Below are 19,656 nucleotides of genomic sequence, written 5' to 3'. Positions count from 1 at the left end.
GTGCGTCCCGATATCGTCGGGGGTGTGTCCCTAGCCCTGTACCGCCGCTACCGCCCCGAGACCTTCGCGGAGGTCATCGGGCAGGAGCACGTGACCGCTCCGCTCCAGCAGGCCCTGCGTAACAACAGGGTCAACCACGCGTACCTGTTCAGCGGGCCGCGCGGCTGCGGGAAGACGACGAGTGCGCGCATCCTGGCCCGCTGTCTGAACTGCGAACAGGGGCCGACGCCGACGCCCTGCGGGGAGTGCCAGTCCTGTCGCGACCTCGCGACCGGCGGGCCCGGTTCGATCGACGTGATCGAGATCGACGCCGCCTCGCACGGTGGTGTGGACGACGCGCGTGAGCTGCGGGAGCGGGCGTTCTTCGCGCCGGTGCACAGCCGCTACAAGATCTTCATCCTGGACGAGGCGCACATGGTGACCTCGGCCGGGTTCAACGCTCTGCTCAAGGTGGTCGAGGAGCCGCCGGAGCACCTCAAGTTCATCTTCGCGACCACCGAGCCGGAGAAGGTGATCGGGACGATCCGGTCCCGGACGCACCACTACCCGTTCCGGCTGGTCCCGCCGGGCACGCTGCGCGACTACCTGGCGGAGGTCTGCGGCCGGGAGGGCATCCAGGTCGAGGACTCGGTGTTTCCGCTGGTGGTCCGGGCCGGGGCCGGGTCGGTGCGTGACTCGATGTCGGTCATGGACCAGCTGCTGGCCGGTGCCGCCGAGGGTGGCGTGACGTACCAGATGGCGACCGCGCTGCTCGGGTACACCGACTCGGCGCTGCTGGACGAGGTGGTGGACGCCTTCGCCGCGCAGGACGGGGCGACGGTGTTCCAGGTGATCGACCGGGTGGTCGAGGGCGGGCACGACCCGCGCCGCTTCGTCACCGACCTGCTGGAGCGGCTGCGAGACCTGGTGATCCTGGCCACCGTGCCGGACGCGGGGGAGAAGGGGCTGATCGACGCCCCGGCGGACCGGGTCGCGATCATGCAGGCGCAGGCGGACGCGTTCGGTGCGGCGGAGCTCAGCCGGGCGGCGGACATCGTCAACACCGGGCTGACCGAGATGCGCGGCAACGCGGCGCCCCGGCTGCAGCTGGAGCTGATCTGCGCCCGGGTGATGCTGCCGGGCGCGTACAGCGACGAGCTGTCGCTGCAGGCACGGCTGGACAAGCTGGAGCGCCGGGCGGCGGCTGGTGGACTGGCCGCGCCGGTGGGCCTGGGTGCGCCGGTGGGCCTGGGTGCGCAGGTGGCGCCGCCCGCCGCCGCTCCCGCGCCGCAGTCGCCGGCCCCGGTGGCCGAGGCCGCCCCGGCGCAGGCCCAGCCCGTACAGACGGCACCGGTCGCACCGCCGGCCCCGGTAGCCCCCGCGCCGGCCGCCCCGGCGGCGCCCGCCGGGCCCGCGCCGGGCGCCTGGCCGATCCCGCGCAGCTTCCCGCCGGCGGGCGGGGCCCCGGCCGCCGCTCCCGCGCCGCAGTCGCCGGCCCCGGTGGCCGAGGCCGCCCCCGCCCCCGCGCCCGTAGCGCCCGCTCCCGCCCCCGTAGCGCCCGCGCCGGCACCTGCCCCGGCGCCCGTGGGCGCCCCTGCCGGGCAGCCGTCGGGCGCCGCGCAGCAGGGCGCGGCGCAGGTCCGGCAGCTGTGGCCGCAGATCCTGGAGGCGGTGAAGAACCGCCGCCGCTTCACCTGGATCCTGCTCAGCCAGAACGGCCAGGTGGCCGGGTTCGACGGCAGCGTGCTCCAGGTGTCCTTCATCAACGCGGGCGCCCGGGACAGCTTCGTCGGCAGCAACAGCGACGACGTGCTGCGCCAGGCGCTGACCGACGCGCTGGGTGTGGACTGGCGGATCGAGTGCATCGTCGACCCGTCGGGTGGCAGCTCCGGTGGCGTTTCCGGTGGTGGCTCCCCGGCCGCCACACCGGCCGGTGGTGGCTGGGGAGCCCCGGCCCGTCCGGCGGCCGCCGCGCCGCCGGCCCCGGCGCCCGCGCCGGTCCAGCCGCAGCCCTCGCCGCAGGTGCCGGCCGCCCCGGTGGCGCCCGCGCCGGTCCAGGCCCCGTCGCCGGTGGCCGCGCCGTCCGCCCGCCCGGTGCAGGCGGTGGCGCCGGAGGACGACATCCCGGAGGAGGACGACCCGGACCTCAACGAGGAGGCGTTCTCCGGTCAGGAGCTGATCATCCGCGAGCTGGGAGCGACGGTCCTGGAGGAGATCCACCACCGCGGCAACTGAGCGACGGCCCGCCCCGGCAGCACGTAGGCTCGGCCGTGACGACGCGAGCGGACTGCGCGCAGGACAGCAATGCAGGATCGCGAGCACGACAGCGAGGAGTGAGCCGTGTTCCCCGGTGGTGGCCAGCCCAACATGCAGCAGCTGCTGAAGCAGGCGCAGAAGATGCAGCAGGATCTCGCGCAGGCGCAGCAGGAGCTGGCGGAGACGAAGGTGAGCGGTTCGGCGGGCGGTGGCCTGGTCGAGGCCACGGTGACCGGTGCCGGTGAGCTGGTGGCGCTGACCATCGCCCCGGCCGCCGTCGACCCGGAGGACACCGAGACCCTGGCCGACCTGGTCCTGGCGGCCGTGCGGGACGCCAACCAGTCGGCGCAGAAGATGCAGGCGGAGCGCATGGGCCCGCTGACCCAGGGCCTGGGCGGCGGCATCCCCGGCCTGCCGTTCTGACCTCGTAGGGGTTCAGCGGCGACCCGGCAGGCCGGTCCGACCCGGACCGGCCCACGGGCCCGTGTTCGACCCGCCCAAGGGGCCGACCAGGCGGGCCTGAAGTTCTGGAGTTCAGACAACGGTCCCATGTGATTTATGTGGGAGTCGGGCGTCGGGCGGTGTGTCCGGCGCCCGATTCGTTGGATGATGGCACCGGAGCACCACCGACCATCCGAGGGAAGGCGCGACGTTGTACGAGGGCGTGGTTCAGGACCTGATCGACGAACTGGGCAGGCTGCCCGGCGTCGGGCCCAAGAGCGCCCAGCGGATCGCCTTCCACATCCTGCAGTCCGACCCGACCGACGTGCGCCGCCTCGCGCACGCGCTGCTGGAGGTCAAGGACAAGGTCCGCTTCTGCACGGTCTGCGGCAACGTCGCGGAGGCCGAGCAGTGCCGGGTCTGCCTGGACCCGCGCCGCGACCTCGGCGTCATCTGCGTGGTCGAGGAGTCCAAGGACGTCGTCGCCATCGAGCGCACCCGCGAGTTCCGCGGCCGCTACCACGTGCTGGGCGGCGCGATCAGCCCCATCGAGGGCGTCGGCCCGGACGACCTGCGGATCCGCGAGCTGCTGGCGCGCCTCGCGGACGGCACGGTCACCGAGCTGATCCTGGCCACCGACCCCAACCTGGAGGGGGAGGCGACCGCCACCTATCTGGCCCGGCTCTGCAAGCCGATGGGCCTGAAGGTGACCCGGCTGGCGAGCGGACTGCCCGTCGGCGGGGATCTGGAGTACGCGGACGAGGTCACCCTCGGCCGCGCCTTCGAAGGGAGACGACTGCTCGATGTCTGACCGGACGATCAACCAGCAGCCCCACACGCCCCACCAGCCGTCCCACGGGCAGGCCCACCAGCCGCCGCCGGGGCAGCCGCACGGGGAGCCGCAGAGCCACACCCCGCACACCCACGCGCACGGTTCGGAGCCGGACGACTTCGCCGTGCAGATCGCCGACTCGGTGGAGAGCTTCGTGCTCGCCGTCACCGAGGTCGCCAAGGGCGACGAGCCGGGCAGCGCGGTCTCGCTGCTGCTCCTGGAGGTCTCGCAGCTGCTGCTGGCCGGTGGCCGGCTGGGCGCCATCGAGGACGTCGTCCCGGAGGACCGCTTCGAGCCCGACACCGGACCGGAGCCGGACGGCGAGCAGCTGCGCGAGCGCCTGGCCGTGCTGCTCGCGCCGATCGACGTCTACCACGAGGTCTTCGACCCGTACGGCCCGCCGGAGAAGCCGAACGCCTTCCGGATCTCGGACGACCTGGCCGGCGTGGTCGGCGAGCTGCAGCACGGGCTGACCCACTACCGCGAGGGCCGGGTCAGCGAGGCGCTGTGGTGGTGGCAGTTCTCGTACCTCTCCAACTGGGGCACGACCTGCACGGCGGTGCTGCGGGCGCTGCAGTCGCTGATCGCGCACGTCAGGCTGGACAGTCCGATCGGCGCGGTGCCGGACGGCGCCGACACCGACGACGACGGCCTCACCGACGAGCAGCTGGAGCAGCAGGCCGGTGACCTGATGGCGGCCGAGCTGGGCCTCGGGCGGTAGCACCGGTTTCCGGTGCGCCCGTGGTGTCCGGGGCGTCGTGGGCGGCGCGTCGGGTTTCGGTGTGCCCCTCGGCTTTCGCCGCGTGCCCTGGGTTTTCGCTGAGTGCCCCCGGTTTTCGCCGCGCGCCCCGGTTTTCGCTGAGTGCCCCCGGCGCCCTGGCGTCCGGCCCCCCGGCGGCTGATGGTGACGAATGCCTCAGCATTCCGCGCGGAAAAGAAATCCCGCCGGATCGCCGCCCATTCGTCCGCCGATTCTTCGGAGCGGCGGCGAATTACCCGCAGACCTGCCGGTGGGCCGCCCGTTTCGCCGACCACCTGCTGAAACGGGCGTCTCATCATATGGAAAGCGCCGGTTGCGGCACCCCTGCTCGGTAGACTGGCGTCGACCGCACACCCCCCTTCCCCCGGAGGGTGCGGGGGCCTGGCGCCCCCGGAAGACGACACAAGTCGAGGAGCGCACGTGGGCCTTGTCGTGCAGAAGTACGGCGGCTCATCCGTTGCGGATGCCGAAGGCATCAAGCGCGTAGCCCGCCGAATCGTTGACGCCAAGAAGGCTGGCCATGAGGTCGTCGTCGTGGTGTCCGCGATGGGCGACACGACGGACGAGCTCATCGAACTCGCGGAGCAGGTGTCACCGCTCCCTGCCGGCCGTGAGTTCGACATGCTGCTGACCGCTGGAGAGCGCATCTCCATGGCGCTGCTGGCCATGGCGATCAAATCCCTGGGTCACGAGGCCCAGTCCTTCACGGGCAGCCAGGCCGGTGTCATCACCGACTCGGTCCACAACAAGGCGCGCATCATCGACGTGACGCCGGGTCGCATCCGCACCGCCCTGGACGAGGGCAACATCGCGATCGTGGCCGGCTTCCAGGGCGTGTCGCAGACCAGCAAGGACATCACCACGCTGGGCCGGGGCGGCTCGGACACCACCGCCGTCGCCCTCGCCGCCGCGCTCAGGGCCGAGGTCTGCGAGATCTACACCGACGTGGACGGCGTGTTCACCGCCGACCCGCGCGTGGTGTCGAAGGCCCGCAAGATCGACTGGATCGCGTACGAGGACATGCTGGAGCTGGCGTCGTCCGGTTCCAAGGTGCTGCTCGACCGCTGCGTGGAGTACGCCCGGCGCTACAACATCCCGATTCACGTACGCTCGTCCTTCTCGGGTCTTCCCGGGACGATCGTCAGCAACGAGAACCCGAACAAGCCCGAAGGGGGCGAGATGGAGCAGGCCATCATCTCCGGAGTCGCCCACGACACTTCCGAGGCCAAGGTCACGGTCGTCGGCGTGCCCGACAAGCCGGGCGAGGCGGCCCGGATCTTCCGTGCCATCGCGGACGCCGAGGTCAACATCGACATGGTGGTGCAGAACGTCTCCGCCGCGTCGACCGGGCTGACGGACATCTCCTTCACCCTGCCCAAGGCCGAGGGCCAGAAGGCCATCGACGCGCTCGGCCGGGTCAAGGAGGGCATCGGCTACGAGTCGCTGCGCTACGACGACGCGATCGGCAAGATCTCCCTGGTCGGCGCGGGCATGCGCTCCAACCCGGGCGTCACCGCGGCCTTCTTCGAGGCGCTGTCCGCCGCGGGCGTCAACATCGAGCTGATCTCCACCTCGGAGATCCGCATCTCGGTCGTCACCCGCGCCGAGGACGTGCCGGAGGCCGTCCGCGCCGTGCACAGCGCCTTCGGACTGGACAGCGAGACGGACGAAGCCGTCGTCTACGGAGGCACCGGGCGATGACCCGGCGGGCGAACCTCGCCGTCGTCGGCGCCACCGGCGCGGTCGGCGAGGTGCTGCTCGGCCTGCTCTCCCTCCGCCAGGACGTCTGGGGCGAGGTCCGACTCATCGCCTCCCCGCGCTCGGCCGGCCGCACGCCGGTCGTGCGGGGGGAGCCGGTCGAGGTCGTCCCGCTGGCGGAGGAGGCCTTCGAGGGGATCGACGTCGCCGTGTTCGCCGTCCCCGCCGAGGTCTCCGCCCAGTGGGCGCCGATCGCGGCCGCCAAGGGCGTCGTGGTGGTCGACGACTCCGCCGCCTTCCGCACCGCCGAGGACGTGCCGCTGGTCGTCCCCGAGGTCAACGCGGCCGCGCTGCGGCTGCGCGCCCGCGGCATCGTCGCCAGCCCGGCCAGCACCACCCTCGCGATGATCGCGGCCGTCGGTGCCCTGCACGCCGAGTACGGGCTCGCGCAACTCGTCGTCGCCTCCTACCAGGCCGCCTCCGGCGAGGGCCGGATCGGCGAGGCGGCGCTGCGCGAGCAGACCGCCCTGGTGGCCGGCACCGAGGTCGGCCGGCAGACCGGCGACCTGCGCGCGGTGATCGCCGAGCACGGGCCGTTCGCCGGCCCGCTCGCCCTCAACGCGGTGCCCTGGACGGGCTTCCTGATGGACGGCGGCTGGTCCTCCGAGGAGGTCGGCATCCGCGACGAGGCCCGCAAGGTCCTCGGCCTGCCCGCCCTGAAGGTCTCCGCGACCTGCGTCCGCATCCCGGTCGTCCGCACCCACGCGCTGGCCGTGCACGCGGTGTTCGAACGCGAGGTCACCCAGGAGCACGCGCAGCAGATCCTCCGCGACGCCCCCGGCGTCGTGCTCTACGACGACCCGGCGGCCGGCGAGTTCCCCACCCCGAACGACGTGGTCGGGACGGACCCGGTCTGGGTCGGGCGGGTGCGCCGGGCGCTGGACGAGCCGGCCGCGCTCGACCTCTTCCTCTGCGGCGACAACCTGCGCAAGGGCGCGGCGCTCAACCTGCTGCAGATCGCGGAACTGGTGGCCGGCGAGCTGACACTGGAGCAGGAGGGGGACGCGCTCTAGGGCAGGAAGGGACACGCCCCAGGGGAGGAAGGGGCGCGCCCAGGTGCAGGAAGGGGCACACCTCGGGGGAGGGAGTGTCCGCTCCTCGACACAATCTGTCCGGAATCCCGATGGAATCCCCTGGAGGCCGCTTCCGCCGATGCGGAAGAATGGCCCCCGGGCTGGGCAACCATGACAGGGGATCGAGTGTCCAACGGGCGTGGCGAACGTGATGGTGGGGGTAGGGGCGGGCATCCCGGCGAGAGCCGCGGTGGCCTTCCTCTCGCGTGCCCCGTGGCCGGCGAGTAGGCCGGAAGACGACCAGATGACCTCGGTCGCACCCGGTGCGGCGGACTCCGGTGCCGGTACCGACGCGGGTACCAGCGAGGACCTGCTCACCGAGACCTACCAGGCCCACTACCGCTCCCTGCTGCGGCTCGCCGCGCTGCTCCTCGACGACCTCTCGACCTGTGAGGACGTCGTCCAGGAGGCGTTCATCCGGGTGCACGCCGCCCGGCGCCGGGTCCGCGAGCCCGAGAAGACCCTGGCCTACCTGCGGCAGACCGTGGTCAACCTGTCCCGCTCCACGCTGCGCCGACGGATCCTCGGTCTGCGGCTGCTGCCCAAGCCCATGCCTGACATGGCCAGTGCAGAAGAAGGCGCTTACGATGCGCTGGAGCGCGACCAGTTGAAGGCCGCGCTGCGTGGTCTGCAACGCCGTCAGCGGGAGGTTCTGGTGCTGCGTTACTTCGTGGACATGACGGAGGCGCAGGTCGCCGAGACCCTCGGTATCTCGCTCGGGTCGGTGAAGGCCTACGGTTCGCGCGGACTCGCCGCCCTGCGCACCCAGATGGAGGCCGGACATGGCTGACGGCGCCGGGCAGCGGCCCTCGGGCGGCGAGGACGACGGGTTCTCCGCCGAGGAACGGGCCGTCCGCGAGCTCATGCGGCACGCCGTCGCCGACATCCAGCCCGAGCCCGGCGGCCTGCCGCGGATCCGGCACGCCGTACCCCGCCGCCGGGCCGTCCGGCGCGGGGCCTGGACCGGCGCCGCCGCCCTCGCCCTCGCCGTCGCCGTCGCCCTGCCCGCGCTGCACGACGGGGAGCACCTCGGCCTGTCCGGCGGCCCCGGCTCGGCCGACGCCACCAGCCCGTCCGTCGCCACCCCGACCGGCACCAGGACCGGCGGCAGCACCGGCACCGGCACACCCTCGCGCCCCGGCCCCAGCGGCACCGGCGACACCGCCTCGCCCTCCGCCCCCGCCACCGCCTCGCCCAGCCCCGGCACCAGCACCACCCGCCCCGACGGCACCCCCGCCGCGCCCGTCCCCGCCGCCAGCACCGGCGACAGCGCGATCGTCCCGCTCTGCACCCGCGCCGACCTCGGCCAGGGCGGCGCGCAGGTCGGCCCGGCCGACGCCGACGGCCGGATCTACGGCTCGTTCACCGTGGTCAACGTCTCCGGACACGGCTGCCGGCTCGGCGGCCCCGGCGCCGTCGCCGTCACGGTGGTGAGCGGCACCGACCGCAGCCTCGTCCGCACCGCCGACCACACCGCCGGCGACCCGGCCGACGCCCTGCCCGCGATGGACGCGGACCCCCCCGTCCTCGCCCCGCAGGCTGGCTACCGGGTGCCGTTCGCCTGGATCCCCGACCGGACCTGCCCCACCTCCGGCGGTGGTGGCGCCGCCACCACCGCCGCGCCCACCGGCCAGGGCGGCGCCAAGTCAGCCGCCGCCGGCTCCCAGGCACCCGCCGCCAGCGGCGCCGCCCCGGCGACGGACGCCTCGGCGGCCCCCAGCGGCGGCCCCCAGCCCAGCTCGTCCCCCAGCGCCGGGCCCACCACCGGCACCAGCCCCACCGCCACCCCGACCGCCAACCCCAGCACCCGGCCCGCCACCGCCACCATCGCCCACACCCCCGCCCCCGGCAGTCCCGCCGTCGCCACCGCCACGCTGCCCATCACCTGCGCCGGCACCCTGTACCGCGGCGGCGTCCAGCCGGTAGGGGCAACGGCGCCGCAGCCGTCGGGCTCGCCCTCGGCGGGCTGACGGGGGCGCCGGCCCCGGCGGGGCTTCAGCCCGTGACGGTGACCGGCCCGGTCGGCCGGGCCGGCGGCGCACCCCGGGGGGCGGGACGGGTGTGAGGAGTGGTTACCGTGGGGGGTGTGTACCGGTTCCTCCTGACTCCCCGCTGGCTCGGCGGCACCGCGCTGGCCGTGGCGGCCGTGGCGGTGTGCGTCTGGCTGGGCTCCTGGCAGCTCGGCCGGTTCGAGGACCGGTTCTCGTCGCATCGGGAGACCAAGCAGTCCATCACCGCTTCGAGTGATGTCCGGCCGATCGACGACCTGCTCAACCCGGCCGCCCCGCAGGTGAACACCGAGACCGTCGGCAAGCCCGTCACGGTCACCGGCAGCTACGACGCGGAGCACCAGCTCCTCGTCCCGAACCGGGTGGTGGACGGCAGGCAGGGCTACTACGTGCTGACCCCGCTGCGTACCGCGGACGGTCACGTCGCCGCCGTGGTCCGCGGCTGGGAGCCCGGTGCGCCCGCCGAGGGCGCGTCCGCGGCCGTGCCGCCGCCGACCGGGCAGGTGACCGTCACCGGTCGGCTGCAGGCCGGGGAGAGCAGCGGCAGCAACGGCGCGGTGGCGGGCGGTCTGCCGGCCGGCCAGCTCGGCACGATCAACCGGGCGGCGCTACTCAACGTGCTGGCGTACGACGGCTGGTACGACGGCTGGGTGGCCGCCGACGCGGTGCCGGCCGGGCTGACCCCGGTGCCGACCGTCCAGCCGCAGGGTGGGGACGGGCTCACCCTGCGGGCCTTCCAGAACCTGGGCTACACCCTGGAGTGGTTCGTCTTCGGGGGCTTCGTCATCTTCATGTGGTTCCGCCTGGTGCGCCGCGAGGGGGAGGCGGAGCAGGACCGGGCCCTCGGTCTGGACCCGGTCCTGGACTGACCCTCCGGCCGTCGGCGCCGCCTCGGTGCCTCGGTGCCTCGGTGCCTCGGTGTCTCGGTGTCTCGGTGTCTCGGTGTCTCGGCGCCTCGCGTCAGCGCGCCGGTTTGCCCGGTGACGTCGGAGCCGTCGGGACCGCCGGTACGGGCGGTACGGTCGTCGGCTTGCCCGGCGCCGTCGGGGTGGTCGGCACCGGCGTCGGCGACTCGGTGAACACCGGCTCGTCGTGGCAGCGGCCGTGGCCGCCGTTCACGGTGTCGGCCGAGTCGTAGTGGTCGATGTGGTGGTGCACGGTGCGCCCGGTCTTCGACCCCTTGGACCCGGAGCCCTTCGAACCGGACGAGCCCTTGGAGCCGCTCGACCCCTTCGACCCGCCGGACCCCTTGGCGAGCTGGACCACGTCCTCGCCCCCCGCCGGCGCGTAGGCCGCCCGTACGACGGCCGGCCCCGGTCCCGCCCCCGGCGCGCTCGCACGCGTCGCCGTGACGACCGGGCTCGCGGCCGGGGCGGCCGGAGCCGCCGGTGTGGTCGGTGCGGCCGCCGTCGGCGTCGGACTGGGCACCGCGGGCCCCGCCGGGGGCGGGCAGGAGGCCTCGGTGCCCTGCCCGCCCGAGCAGCCGGTGAGCACCAGGGCCCCGGCCACCGCCACCCCCGCGAGCGTCAGCCGACGCCTCACACCGACCCCCCGTCGCCAGCCCCGGCCCCGTTCCCGGCGTCCGCCACCGCGGCGAGGTGACGTCGGACGAAGTCGATCTCCAGCCGCAGCTGCTTGATCCGCTCCTCCACCACCAGCGACCCGTGCCCGGCGTCGTACCGGTAGACCTCGTGCGGCTTGCCCAGCTGCTCCAGCCGCTCGACGTAGTTCTCGATCTGCCGGATCGGGCAGCGCGGGTCGTTGACCCCGGCGCTGATGTAGACCGGCACCCGCACCTGCTCGACGTAGCTGAGCGGCGAGGAGGCGGTGAAGCGCTCCGGGACCTCCTCCGGGGTGCCCCCGAAGAGGGTGCGGTCGAGCGACTTGAGCGCCTCCATCTCGTCGGCGTACGCGGCGTGGTAGTCCGCGACGGGCACGGCGGCGATGCCCAGAGCCCAGCTGTCCGGCTGGACGCCGAGGCCGAGCAGGGTCAGGTAGCCGCCCCAGCTGCCGCCGCTGAGCACCAGTCGGCGCGGGTCGGCGAGGCCGCTGGTGACCGCCCACTCCCGGACGGCCGCGATGTCCTCCAGCTCGATCAGGCCGACCCGCCCGTGCAGGGCGTCCGTCCAGGCCTGGCCGTAGCCGGTGGAGCCGCGGTAGTTGACCCGGACCACCGCGAAGCCGTGGTCCAGCCAGGCGGCCGGTCCGGCGGCGAAGGAGTCGCTGTCGTGGTGGGTGGGGCCGCCGTGGACCTCGAACACGGTCGGGAAGGGGCCTTCGCCCGCTCCGGCCGGCCGCTGCACGAGGGCGTGCACCCGCCCGCCGGGCCCGTCCACCCAGGCGTCCTCGACCGGGACAGAGCCGGGCGGCACCGCGCCGGGCGCCCGCAGCACGACCGTCCCGGTGGTGGAGCGGACGGCGGAGGGCTCGGCGGCGGAGGACCACAGGTACTCGACGGTGCCGTCCGGACGGGAGGTGGCGCCGCCGACGGTGCCGCGCGGGGTGTCCAGCCGGGTCAGCCGGCCGTCGGCGAGCGTGTACGAGAACAGCTCGCTGCGCGCCTCGTACTCGTGCTCGACGAGCAGCGCCTCGGCGCCGGGGCGCCACTGGGCGGAGACGTCGCCGGGCAGTTCGCGCCCCCGCTCGTCGCGCAGCGGCAGCGCGGTCTCGGCGCCGGTGGCGACGTCCCAGATCATCGGCTCCCAGCGGCCGGTGCGCTGGTGGGCCACCAGCAGCCGGGTGTCGCCCTCGACCGGGGCGAAGCCGAGGCAGGCGACGCCGCGCGGTTCGTCCCGGCCGGTCACCTCGTCGAGTTCGGCGACGGTCGAGCCGTCGGAGAGACGGACGACGCGGATCGCGGAGTGCATCGCGTCGCCGTGCTCGGTGTGGTCGATGGCGAGCAGCGTGCTGTCGTAGCTCAGGTCGCCGACGCCGCCGTACTCCTCGTGCCGGTAGATCTCGACGGCCTCGGCCGCGCCGGGGCGGCGCAGGTGCAGGGTGGTGCCGTCCTCGTCGGTGGACCGGCCGACGACCACCGTGCCGTCGCGGCCGAGCGCCAGCCCGGCCGAGTAGGAGGCGGCGAGGCCGGGCACGGCCTCCTCGTCGCGGGCGTCGGCCTCGCGACCCTCGGGCCCGCCGGCGAAGGGCTGGCGGCGCCAGACGCCGAACTCGTCGCCGTCGTGGTCGTCGAACCACCAGACCCAGGCGCCGTCGGGGGACAGCTCGGCGTCAGTGGTGCCGTTCGGGCGGTCGGTGACCTGGCGGTGGGTGCCGGTGGCGCGGTCCCAGGCGTAGACCTCGTAGGTACCGGTCGCGTTGGACACGTACAGCGCCCGGTCGGGGGCGTCCTCGGCCCAGTCGGGCAGTGACACCCGGGCCGCCCTGAACCGCTGCTCCCATGCCGGTACGGCGCTCTTCTCCTCGCTCATCCGACCATCCAACCCGATCGGGGGGACAGAACGGAACGGGCGGGGGCCGTAGCCCACCACCCGTTCCGTTCCGCCGACCCCGCGGGGTGGCCGGACCGTGCCCCGTCCGCTGGGGGGCTAACCCCTGCGGGGCAGCAGCCGGACCAGGCCCACCAGCACCAGCTCCAGCACCGCCAGCGCCGTCACGCTGCGGCCGAACGCGGCCACCGGGTCGCCGGCGCCGTAGTACAGCAGGCCGATCAGCGCGATGCCGAGCGCCCCGCCGACCTGCTGCACGGTGGCCAGCACCCCGGCCGCCGAACCGGCCAGCCGCGGTTCGACCCCGGCCAGCACGACGGAGGTCACCGGGGCGATCACCAGGCCCATCCCGAGGCCGTCCACGAACAGCCCCGGTGCCAGCCACCAGACGCTCCCGCCCGGCGCGCCGTACACCGCGAGCGCGAGCAGGCCCAGCCCGGCGGCCATCAGCAGCCCGCCGACGGTGATCGTCCGCCGTCCGCCGAGCCGGGCGGCGACGCGGTGGGCGGCGTTGGAGGTGAGCAGGTAGCCGAGGCCGATCGCGGTGAACACCAGTCCGGCGCCGAGCGCGTCCAGGCCGCGGCCCAGCTGCAGGTGCAGGGCGAGGACCAGGAAGAAGGAGGCCTGGCCGAGCCAGAAGGCGAGCTGGGCGAGCAGACCGGCACCGAAGGACCTGGTCCGGAACAGCCGGGTGTCGACCAGCGGGGAACCGGTGTCCCGGGCGCGGTGCTGGTGCACCGTGAAGCCGGCCAGCAGGGCGGCCGAGCCGCCCAGGCAGAGCCAGGTCCACAGCGGCCAGCCCTGCTGGGGGCCCTGGATCAGCGGCAGCACCAGGCCGGTCAACGCGGCGGTGACCAGCAGCACGCCCACCGGGTCCAGGCCCGGCCGCTGCGGGGCGCGCGACTCCGGCAGACAGCGGCGGACCAGGGCCAGGGCGGCCAGGCCGATCGGCAGGTTGATCAGGAAGCAGCTGCGCCAGCCGAGGCCGAAGAGGTCCGCCCGGATCAGCAGCCCGCCGATCAACTGGCCGAACACCGAGCCGACGCCCATGGTCAGCGCGTACCGGGCGAAGGCCCGTGCCTGCGCCGCGCCGCTGAACGCCGTCCGCAGGATCGCCAGCACCTGCGGGCCCATCAGCGCCGCCGCCAGGCCCTGCACCACCCGGGCGCCCACCAGCGCGGCGGCGGTGGGGGCGAGGCCGCAGCCCGCGGAGGCGAGGGTGAACAGGGCCAGGCCGAGCCCGAACACCCGGCGGCGGCCGTACCGGTCGCCGAGGCGGCCGGCGGTGACCAGGCCGGCCGCGAGGGCCAGGCTGAACCCGGCGATCACCCACTGGACGGCGGCCGGTCCGGCGCCCAGGTCGGCCTGGACGGACGGGACGGCGACGTTGACGACGAAGAAGTCGAGGGCGGTCATGAAGGTGGCGGTCAGGACGACCGCCAGCAGGCCGCGCGGGGCCTCGGGCGTCGCGTCGGCCGGCGCCGCGGTTGTCGCCTCGGTCTCGGTAGCGGTCGCGGTCTCGGTCGCGGTCTCCGAGCGGTTGGTCAGGGCGGTGCTCATCTCGGCCTCTCCTCAAGGGGGTTGGGGGCGGCGGTCAGGGGCGGTGAGGGCGCCCCTGACCCGTCCGGCCTGTCGTCAGGCGCCCGGGACGCGGTCCAGGAAGCCGTACACCGAGCCGATCCGGCCGTCCGGCGAGGCCACCAGCACGTCGAAGCCGATCACCACCGGCTCGGCGCCGGCCGGCCCGAGGTTCCAGGTGAACCGGGCGATGTCGTGGTGCGCGTCCACCGGGCCGAGGGTGAACTCCAGCCCGGGGAACTGGGCCTGGGCGGCGCCGATCAGCGCGTCGATCGCCTCCCGGCCGGTGACGGCGGCCAGCGGGTCGGTGTAGCTGCCGTCCTCGGCCCACACCTCGTCGACCAGCTTGCGGCGGGCGGCCGGGTCGGTCTCGTTCCAGACCGCGAGGTAGCGCTCGGCGAGCTGCTGGAGGGTGCTGGCGGTGATCTCGGTCATGGTCTTCTCCCGTGTCCTGGTGGGTGGTTGGCGGCTCGTTCCCGCTGCTCACCAAGGTAGGGACGGGGCGGCGCGGGCGAATCGGTCACGTATCGGTACGGGGGTACGTAGCGTTCGGCGACGGGGTACGCAGGTGCGCTCGGCCTCGGTGGCGCCGCCCGTTCCCGCGCTCGGTAGGGTCGGGGCATGCTGTACGGGAGGGAAGACGAACAGTCCGTCGTGGCGGCGCTGTTGGACGCGGCACGGGAAGGCCGCAGCGGGGTCCTGCTGCTCCGGGGCGAGCCCGGGATCGGCAAGACCGCGCTGCTGGACCACGCGGTCGCGCGGGCGGGGGAGCCGTTCCGGGTGATCCGGGCCGCCGGCGTCGAGTACGAGGCCGAACTGCCCTTCGCCGGGCTGAGCCTGCTGCTCGCGCCCGGCCTCGACCGGCTGCACGCCCTGCCCGGGCCGCAGCGACGCGCTCTGGAGGCGGCGTTCGGGCTCGCCGAGGACCGCACCCCGGCCGACCGGCTACTGGTCGGGCTCGCGACCCTCGGGATCCTCGCCGAACTCGCCACCGAGCAACCGCTGTTGTGCATCCTTGACGACGCGCAGTGGCTGGACGACGCCTCCCTGGACGCGCTGCTGCTGGCCGCCCGCCGACTCCAGGCCGAGGGGGTGGCCCTGCTGCTCGCCGCCCGCACCGGCAGCGCCGCTCCGGAACTCCCGAACACGGGCTTCCCCGAACTCCGGCTGACCGGCCTGTCCGAGCCCGACGCCGCCCGGCTGCTGGAGCACCGGGCCGGCCCCGACCTGCCCGCCGCCGTCCGCGACCGGCTGCTCACCGAGGCGGCCGGCAACCCGCTCGCCCTCACCGAACTCCCCGTCACCACCGGTGCGCAGGCGCCCGCCACCGGCTCGTCGGCACCGGCCCCGGGTGGCCTGCCGCTCACCAGCCGGCTGCTGATCGCCTTCCATGGCCAGGTCACCGGCCTGCCCCCGGCCACCCAGACCCTCCTGCTGGTCGCCGCCGCCGAGGAGAGCGGTGAACTCGACGTCGTGCTGCCCGCCGCGGCCGCCCTCGGCATTCCCGCCGAACACCTGGGCCCCGCCGAGGAGTCGGGCCTGGTGGCCGTCACGCCCGGGCGCCGGATCGCCTTCCGCCACCCGCTCCTGCGCGCCGCCATCCTGCAACGCGCCCCGCACCACCAGCGGCTGGCGGTCCATCAGGCCATCGCCGGGGCGCTGCCGGACGGCGACCGCCGCACCTGGCACCAGGCCCTCGCCGCCACCGCGCCCGACGCCGCCCTCGCCGAAGCGCTGGAACGCACCGCCGTCCGCGCCGAGGCCCGCGGCGCCCACGGTGGCGCCGCCGCCGCGTACGAGCGCGCCGCCCGGCTCACCCCGGACCGCGACGCCGCCACCCGCCGCCTCGTCCTGGCCGCCGAAGCCGCCACCGAGGAGGGCAGGTTGGCACAGGCCGAGGCGCTCGCCGACGAGGCCGGGGCCCGGACCGACGACGCCCTGGCGCACGCCCTGCTCGACCAGGTCCGGGCCACCGCGCACTTCTGGCGCGGCTCCCACCCGACCGCGTACCGGCTGCTGCTCGACGCCGCCGGCACCGCCATCGAGGCGCCGTACGCCGCCCGGATGCTGTTCCAGGCCTTCCACACCGCCTGGTACGTGGGGGAGGAACCGGTGGTCGCCGTCCTCGACCGGCTGGCCGCGCTACCGCTCGCCGACGACGACCCGCTCACCCCGCTCGCCCGCCACCTGCCCGCCGCCGTACTCCCGGCCCTCGGCCGGCCCGCGGCCCGGCCGCCCGCCGCCAGGGACACCGCCGCGGCCGCCCGCAAGGCCGGCGCCGAGACCCCGGTCGACCTCGTCCAACTCTGCGGCGCCACCCTCATCCTCGGCCGGGACGACGAGACCGCCGAACTCGGCGGCGAACTCGTCGCCGAGGCCCGGGCCAAGGGCACCATCGGCGTGATGCCCACCCTGCAGTTCTTCCTCGCCGAGGCCGAACTCTTCCACGGCCGCCACCGCGACGCCGAGGTCACCGCCACCGAGGCCCTCGCCCTCGCCGGCGACACCGGCCAGCACCAGTGGGTCAGCCAACTCACCGCGCTCCTCGCCCACCTGGCCGCCCTCGACGGCGCCACCGACCGCTGCACCCGCCTCGCCGCCGAAGCCCTCGCCGCCACCGGCCCGCAGACCGCCGCCCCGGCCGCCGGTCGCCCCTGGGTGCACTGGGCGCTCGCCCTGCTCGACCTCGGCCACGGCCGCGCCGGCGACGCCGCCGACCGCCTGCACACCCTCACCACCGGCCCCCACCGGCACCACGTGAGCGCCACCCGGGCCGTCCCCGACCTGGTCGAGGCCGCCGTCCGGCTCGGCACCCCCGAACGCGCCGCCGAACCGTACGAACGCTTCGCCCGCTGGACCGCCGCCGCCGACCGCCCCTGGACCGAGGCCCTCCGGCTGCGCTGCCAGGCCCTGCTCGGCCCCGACGAACTCGCGGAATCCGCCTACCGCGCCGCCCTCGACCTGCACGAGGACGCCCACCGCCCCTTCGAGCAGGCCCGCACGGCCCTCCTCTACGGCGAGTGGCTACGCCGCTCCCGCCGCCGGACCGACGCCCGCCCCCACCTGCGCGCCGCCCTCGAAACCTTCGAACGCCTCGCCGCCCACCCCTGGGCCGCCCGCGCCCGCGCCGAACTCACCGCCACCGGCACCCCCGCCCCGGCCCCCACCGACACCCCGCACTCCCCGCTCACCCCTCAGGAACTCCAGATCGCCCGCCTGGCCGCCCAGGGCCTCACCAACCGCGAGATCGCCGCCCAACTCTTCCTCAGCCCCCGCACCGTCGCCCACCACCTCTACAAGGCCTACCCCAAGCTCGACATCACCTCCCGCACCGACCTCCCCACCACCCTCTGACCCCCACCCCACCCAGCTCTCCGGAGCAGCTCCGGAAAACCACTCAGGGCTGGGCTCCGGAAGGGGGCCGGCCACTGGGTCGTATGGGGGCGTCCCCTGCCAGGGCGTAGCGCGAGGGGGGAGCCCATCCCTTTCCGTACCCGCTTCGATCGGGCGCTGGTCAACCGTTCAGTTCTGCGACAGGGCGAAGGCCAGCATCGCGGTGGAGGTGAAGTCGACCGAGGGTTCCACGGTCTGCCAGGCGCCCGCGTCGTCGAGGAAGCGGGCCTTGGCCCCGTCGAAGTCGGTCCAGGCAGTGCCGGGGTTGGAGGAGCAGCGCTTCATGGTGGGGAAGGTGTTGAGTTCGGCGAGCTTCTCTGCGGCGTTCGGCCCGTTGACCACGGCGCCGCGCAGGATCTCGCCCGTGCCGTCGAGGCTGCCGCCGAGGTTGGCCAGTTGGTGTTCCGGGCAGTGGGGGTAGACCTCGCCTGCGCCGATCATGAAGGTGCTGCCCCAGGAGTTGGCGCCCAGCGCCCAGCCGCGCTGTTGTGCGCCGAAGGCGTCGTAGTGGTGGTCGCCGGTGGCCTTGCCGTACAGCTGTGCGGTGGCGACCAGGCCGAAGGTGTGCGGTACCGAGTCGAAGTCGGTGTACACCGCGCCTGCCCTGAAGGGGTCCTTGGCGGCTCGGTTCACGCCGTCGTCCAGCTGTCGGCGCAGGTCGCCCTGCAGATCGGCAGGAGTCACGCTGTCCGTGCCGCTGTCACCGCCCGTCTTCAGGGCGGTGAGCAGGTCGGCGTGGGCGAGGGCGCTGACGTCGGCGACGCCGAGGGTGCCCTTGGTGTCGGAGCCGATGTACTGCTTGGCCCAGTGCCCCGCCTGCTGCTGCCAGCCGGCGGCCCGGCCGTCGCCCAGTGCCTTGGCTGCCAGGCTCATTTCGGCGGCGCCGAACTCCATGTCGTCCTGCCAGGAGTCCTCGGGGTAGAAGTTGTGCGGGAACGCGGTGACCAGTTCGTCGCCGGGCTCGGTGTCCGCCTTGGCGTAGACGGCCGCGGCCTTGTTCAGCCAGGACTTGGCGGCGGCTGGATCGCTCTTGGCGCTGCTCTGCGCGGCGAGCGCGAAGACCGCGGCCACGCGGCCGGCGAGGTTGGGGCTGATCGCTGCGCCGGGCTCGTTGGCCCGGAAGACCGGCCGGTTCTTGATCAGGTAGTCGGGGTCACCCGGTTTCACGTCCAGCTTGTCGTCGGCCTCGGGCAGCCGCCAGACGTCGTGGTCGGTTCGGACGTTGTCGTTGCCCGCGCCGATGCCGACCTGGGCGTAGAGGGTGCCGGTCCTGCCGTCCCACATCTTGTCCAGCCAGGCCAGGCCTTGCTTGGCCTCGTCGGCCAGACCTGCGGCGTGCGGTGCGGTGCGCAGGGCCAGTAGCAGATCGGCGGTGCTGTAGGCGGTGGTGTGCGTGAACTTGAGGAAGTCGCCTGCGTCGGACCAGCCGCCGGAGACGTCGATGGGGCCGCCCACCGGGGTCAGCTTCGTGTCGAGCAGCTGGGTGCCGTCCTCGTTGTAGTGCGGGGTGGCGTAGACCGTTGCCGTGCGGTCCGCCAGGTGCGAGGGCTTGCGGTGCATGACATCGGGCAGGACGTCCGCGCCGTCGCGCTGGGCCTGGAAGAAGCGGACGTTGTCCTCGATGAGCGGGGTGAGCAGGTCCTTGGCGGGCGCGATGCGGAACTTCGGGGAGCTGCCGGAGGCCGTGCCGGTGAGCTCGAGGCGGTAGCTGCCCGGGACGTCGACGGCCGACAGGTCCACGGTGTGGACGTCCGGGTACTTGCTGTTCCAGGTTCCGGTGCGGCTGCCGACCTGGCCGGTGGCCACGGTGGTGCCGTGTTCGTCCACCAGTCGGTAGCCGGCCCGGCTCAGTCCGGCTTCCGTCCCCATCACGAAGGCCTGCTTGGCTTCCCCGACGGCGTAGCCGACCTGGTCGACCCGGATCGCGGCCGGGCTGGCCTGGGACGGGTCCCCGTCGGTGGTTGTCCCGCTCTCGGGCAGGGCGTAGAAGACTGCGCCGATGCCGAGCGCGGTGGTTGCGAGGAGTGCGGTGGAGCGCAGGCTCCAGGTGAGGCCAGCTGGGAAGGTGGGCATGGATTCACTCTGCTCGGTTGTGTATGAGGCGAAGATGAGGGGGCTTGGCGGGGACGGC

Annotated in this window: 15 protein-coding genes; 10 read left to right on the top strand and 5 right to left on the bottom strand. The window is 74.3% G+C overall.

Annotated elements, in window-relative coordinates:
* Nucleotides 1–24 precede the first annotated feature (24 nt).
* The 9 genes from P3T27_RS00520 to P3T27_RS00480 all read left to right on the top strand — a co-directional run bounded on the left by P3T27_RS00520 (nucleotide 25) and on the right by P3T27_RS00480 (nucleotide 9,977).
* On the top strand, nucleotides 25–2,214 hold the full coding sequence (locus P3T27_RS00520; RefSeq protein ID WP_280673490.1) for a DNA polymerase III subunit gamma and tau: 2,190 nt from the start codon (nucleotides 25–27) through the stop codon (nucleotides 2,212–2,214).
* Between the two features lie 105 nt (nucleotides 2,215–2,319).
* Nucleotides 2,320–2,658: a YbaB/EbfC family nucleoid-associated protein gene (locus tag P3T27_RS00515; protein WP_063348649.1), complete on the top strand. Its 339-nt coding sequence runs from the start codon at nucleotides 2,320–2,322 to the stop codon at nucleotides 2,656–2,658.
* 229 nt (nucleotides 2,659–2,887) lie between these two features.
* On the top strand, nucleotides 2,888–3,487 hold the full coding sequence (recR, locus tag P3T27_RS00510) for a recombination mediator RecR (RefSeq protein WP_280673486.1): 600 nt from the start codon (nucleotides 2,888–2,890) through the stop codon (nucleotides 3,485–3,487).
* Nucleotides 3,480–4,229: a DUF5063 domain-containing protein gene (locus P3T27_RS00505; protein ID WP_280673484.1), complete on the top strand. Its 750-nt coding sequence runs from the start codon at nucleotides 3,480–3,482 to the stop codon at nucleotides 4,227–4,229. Before recR ends, P3T27_RS00505 begins: the two co-directional genes overlap by 8 nt.
* A 459-nt stretch (nucleotides 4,230–4,688) precedes the next feature.
* Nucleotides 4,689–5,969 carry an aspartate kinase gene (locus tag P3T27_RS00500; protein WP_280673482.1) on the top strand — a complete coding sequence of 427 codons (1,281 nt, stop codon included), beginning with the start codon at nucleotides 4,689–4,691 and terminating at the stop codon, nucleotides 5,967–5,969.
* Nucleotides 5,966–7,039 carry an aspartate-semialdehyde dehydrogenase gene (locus P3T27_RS00495; protein WP_280673480.1) on the top strand — a complete coding sequence of 358 codons (1,074 nt, stop codon included), beginning with the start codon at nucleotides 5,966–5,968 and terminating at the stop codon, nucleotides 7,037–7,039. The genes P3T27_RS00500 and P3T27_RS00495 overlap by 4 nt, the downstream gene beginning before the upstream one ends.
* Nucleotides 7,040–7,343: 304 nt before the next feature.
* Nucleotides 7,344–7,889 carry a SigE family RNA polymerase sigma factor gene (locus P3T27_RS00490; protein WP_280673478.1) on the top strand — a complete coding sequence of 182 codons (546 nt, stop codon included), beginning with the start codon at nucleotides 7,344–7,346 and terminating at the stop codon, nucleotides 7,887–7,889.
* Entirely contained in the window at nucleotides 7,882–9,069 is a 1,188-nt protein-coding gene (locus tag P3T27_RS00485; protein ID WP_280673476.1) for a hypothetical protein, read from the top strand. Before P3T27_RS00490 ends, P3T27_RS00485 begins: the two co-directional genes overlap by 8 nt.
* A gap of 116 nt (nucleotides 9,070–9,185) precedes the next feature.
* Nucleotides 9,186–9,977: an SURF1 family protein gene (locus P3T27_RS00480; protein ID WP_280673475.1), complete on the top strand. Its 792-nt coding sequence runs from the start codon at nucleotides 9,186–9,188 to the stop codon at nucleotides 9,975–9,977.
* Between the two features lie 91 nt (nucleotides 9,978–10,068).
* Here the strand turns inward: P3T27_RS00480 and P3T27_RS00475 are convergent, their stop codons facing one another.
* The 4 genes from P3T27_RS00475 to P3T27_RS00460 all read right to left on the bottom strand — a co-directional run bounded on the left by P3T27_RS00475 (nucleotide 10,069) and on the right by P3T27_RS00460 (nucleotide 14,567).
* Nucleotides 10,069–10,650 (bottom strand): hypothetical protein, encoded by a 582-nt coding sequence (locus P3T27_RS00475; protein WP_280673473.1) that lies wholly within the window; start codon nucleotides 10,648–10,650, stop codon nucleotides 10,069–10,071.
* Complete coding sequence (locus P3T27_RS00470; protein ID WP_280673471.1) at nucleotides 10,647–12,536, bottom strand: prolyl oligopeptidase family serine peptidase; 1,890 nt, start codon at nucleotides 12,534–12,536, stop codon at nucleotides 10,647–10,649. Before P3T27_RS00470 ends, P3T27_RS00475 begins: the two co-directional genes overlap by 4 nt.
* Nucleotides 12,537–12,653: 117 nt before the next feature.
* A complete protein-coding gene (locus P3T27_RS00465) occupies nucleotides 12,654–14,114 on the bottom strand; it encodes an MFS transporter (protein ID WP_280673469.1) in 1,461 nt (486 codons plus the stop codon).
* Nucleotides 14,115–14,189: 75 nt separating this feature from the next.
* Nucleotides 14,190–14,567, bottom strand: a complete 378-nt coding sequence (locus P3T27_RS00460) for a nuclear transport factor 2 family protein (RefSeq protein WP_280673467.1) — start codon at nucleotides 14,565–14,567, stop codon at nucleotides 14,190–14,192.
* A gap of 186 nt (nucleotides 14,568–14,753) precedes the next feature.
* Here P3T27_RS00460 and P3T27_RS00455 point away from each other — a divergent pair, with 186 nt between their 5' ends.
* Nucleotides 14,754–17,486, top strand: coding sequence for a helix-turn-helix transcriptional regulator (locus P3T27_RS00455; protein ID WP_280673465.1), 2,733 nt, complete (start codon nucleotides 14,754–14,756; stop codon nucleotides 17,484–17,486).
* A gap of 168 nt (nucleotides 17,487–17,654) precedes the next feature.
* On the opposite strand, the gene P3T27_RS00450 is transcribed toward P3T27_RS00455, so the two are convergent.
* On the bottom strand, nucleotides 17,655–19,598 hold the full coding sequence (locus tag P3T27_RS00450; RefSeq protein ID WP_280673463.1) for a glycoside hydrolase family 9 protein: 1,944 nt from the start codon (nucleotides 19,596–19,598) through the stop codon (nucleotides 17,655–17,657).
* Nucleotides 19,599–19,656: the final 58 nt, after the last annotated feature.

Origin of the sequence: Kitasatospora sp. MAA19, from assembly GCF_029894125.1 — a bacterium.
Taxonomy (GTDB): domain Bacteria; phylum Actinomycetota; class Actinomycetes; order Streptomycetales; family Streptomycetaceae; genus Kitasatospora.
The sequence above is the reverse complement of the archived record's forward strand: the minus strand, read 5'-3'. Positions and strand labels throughout refer to the sequence as shown.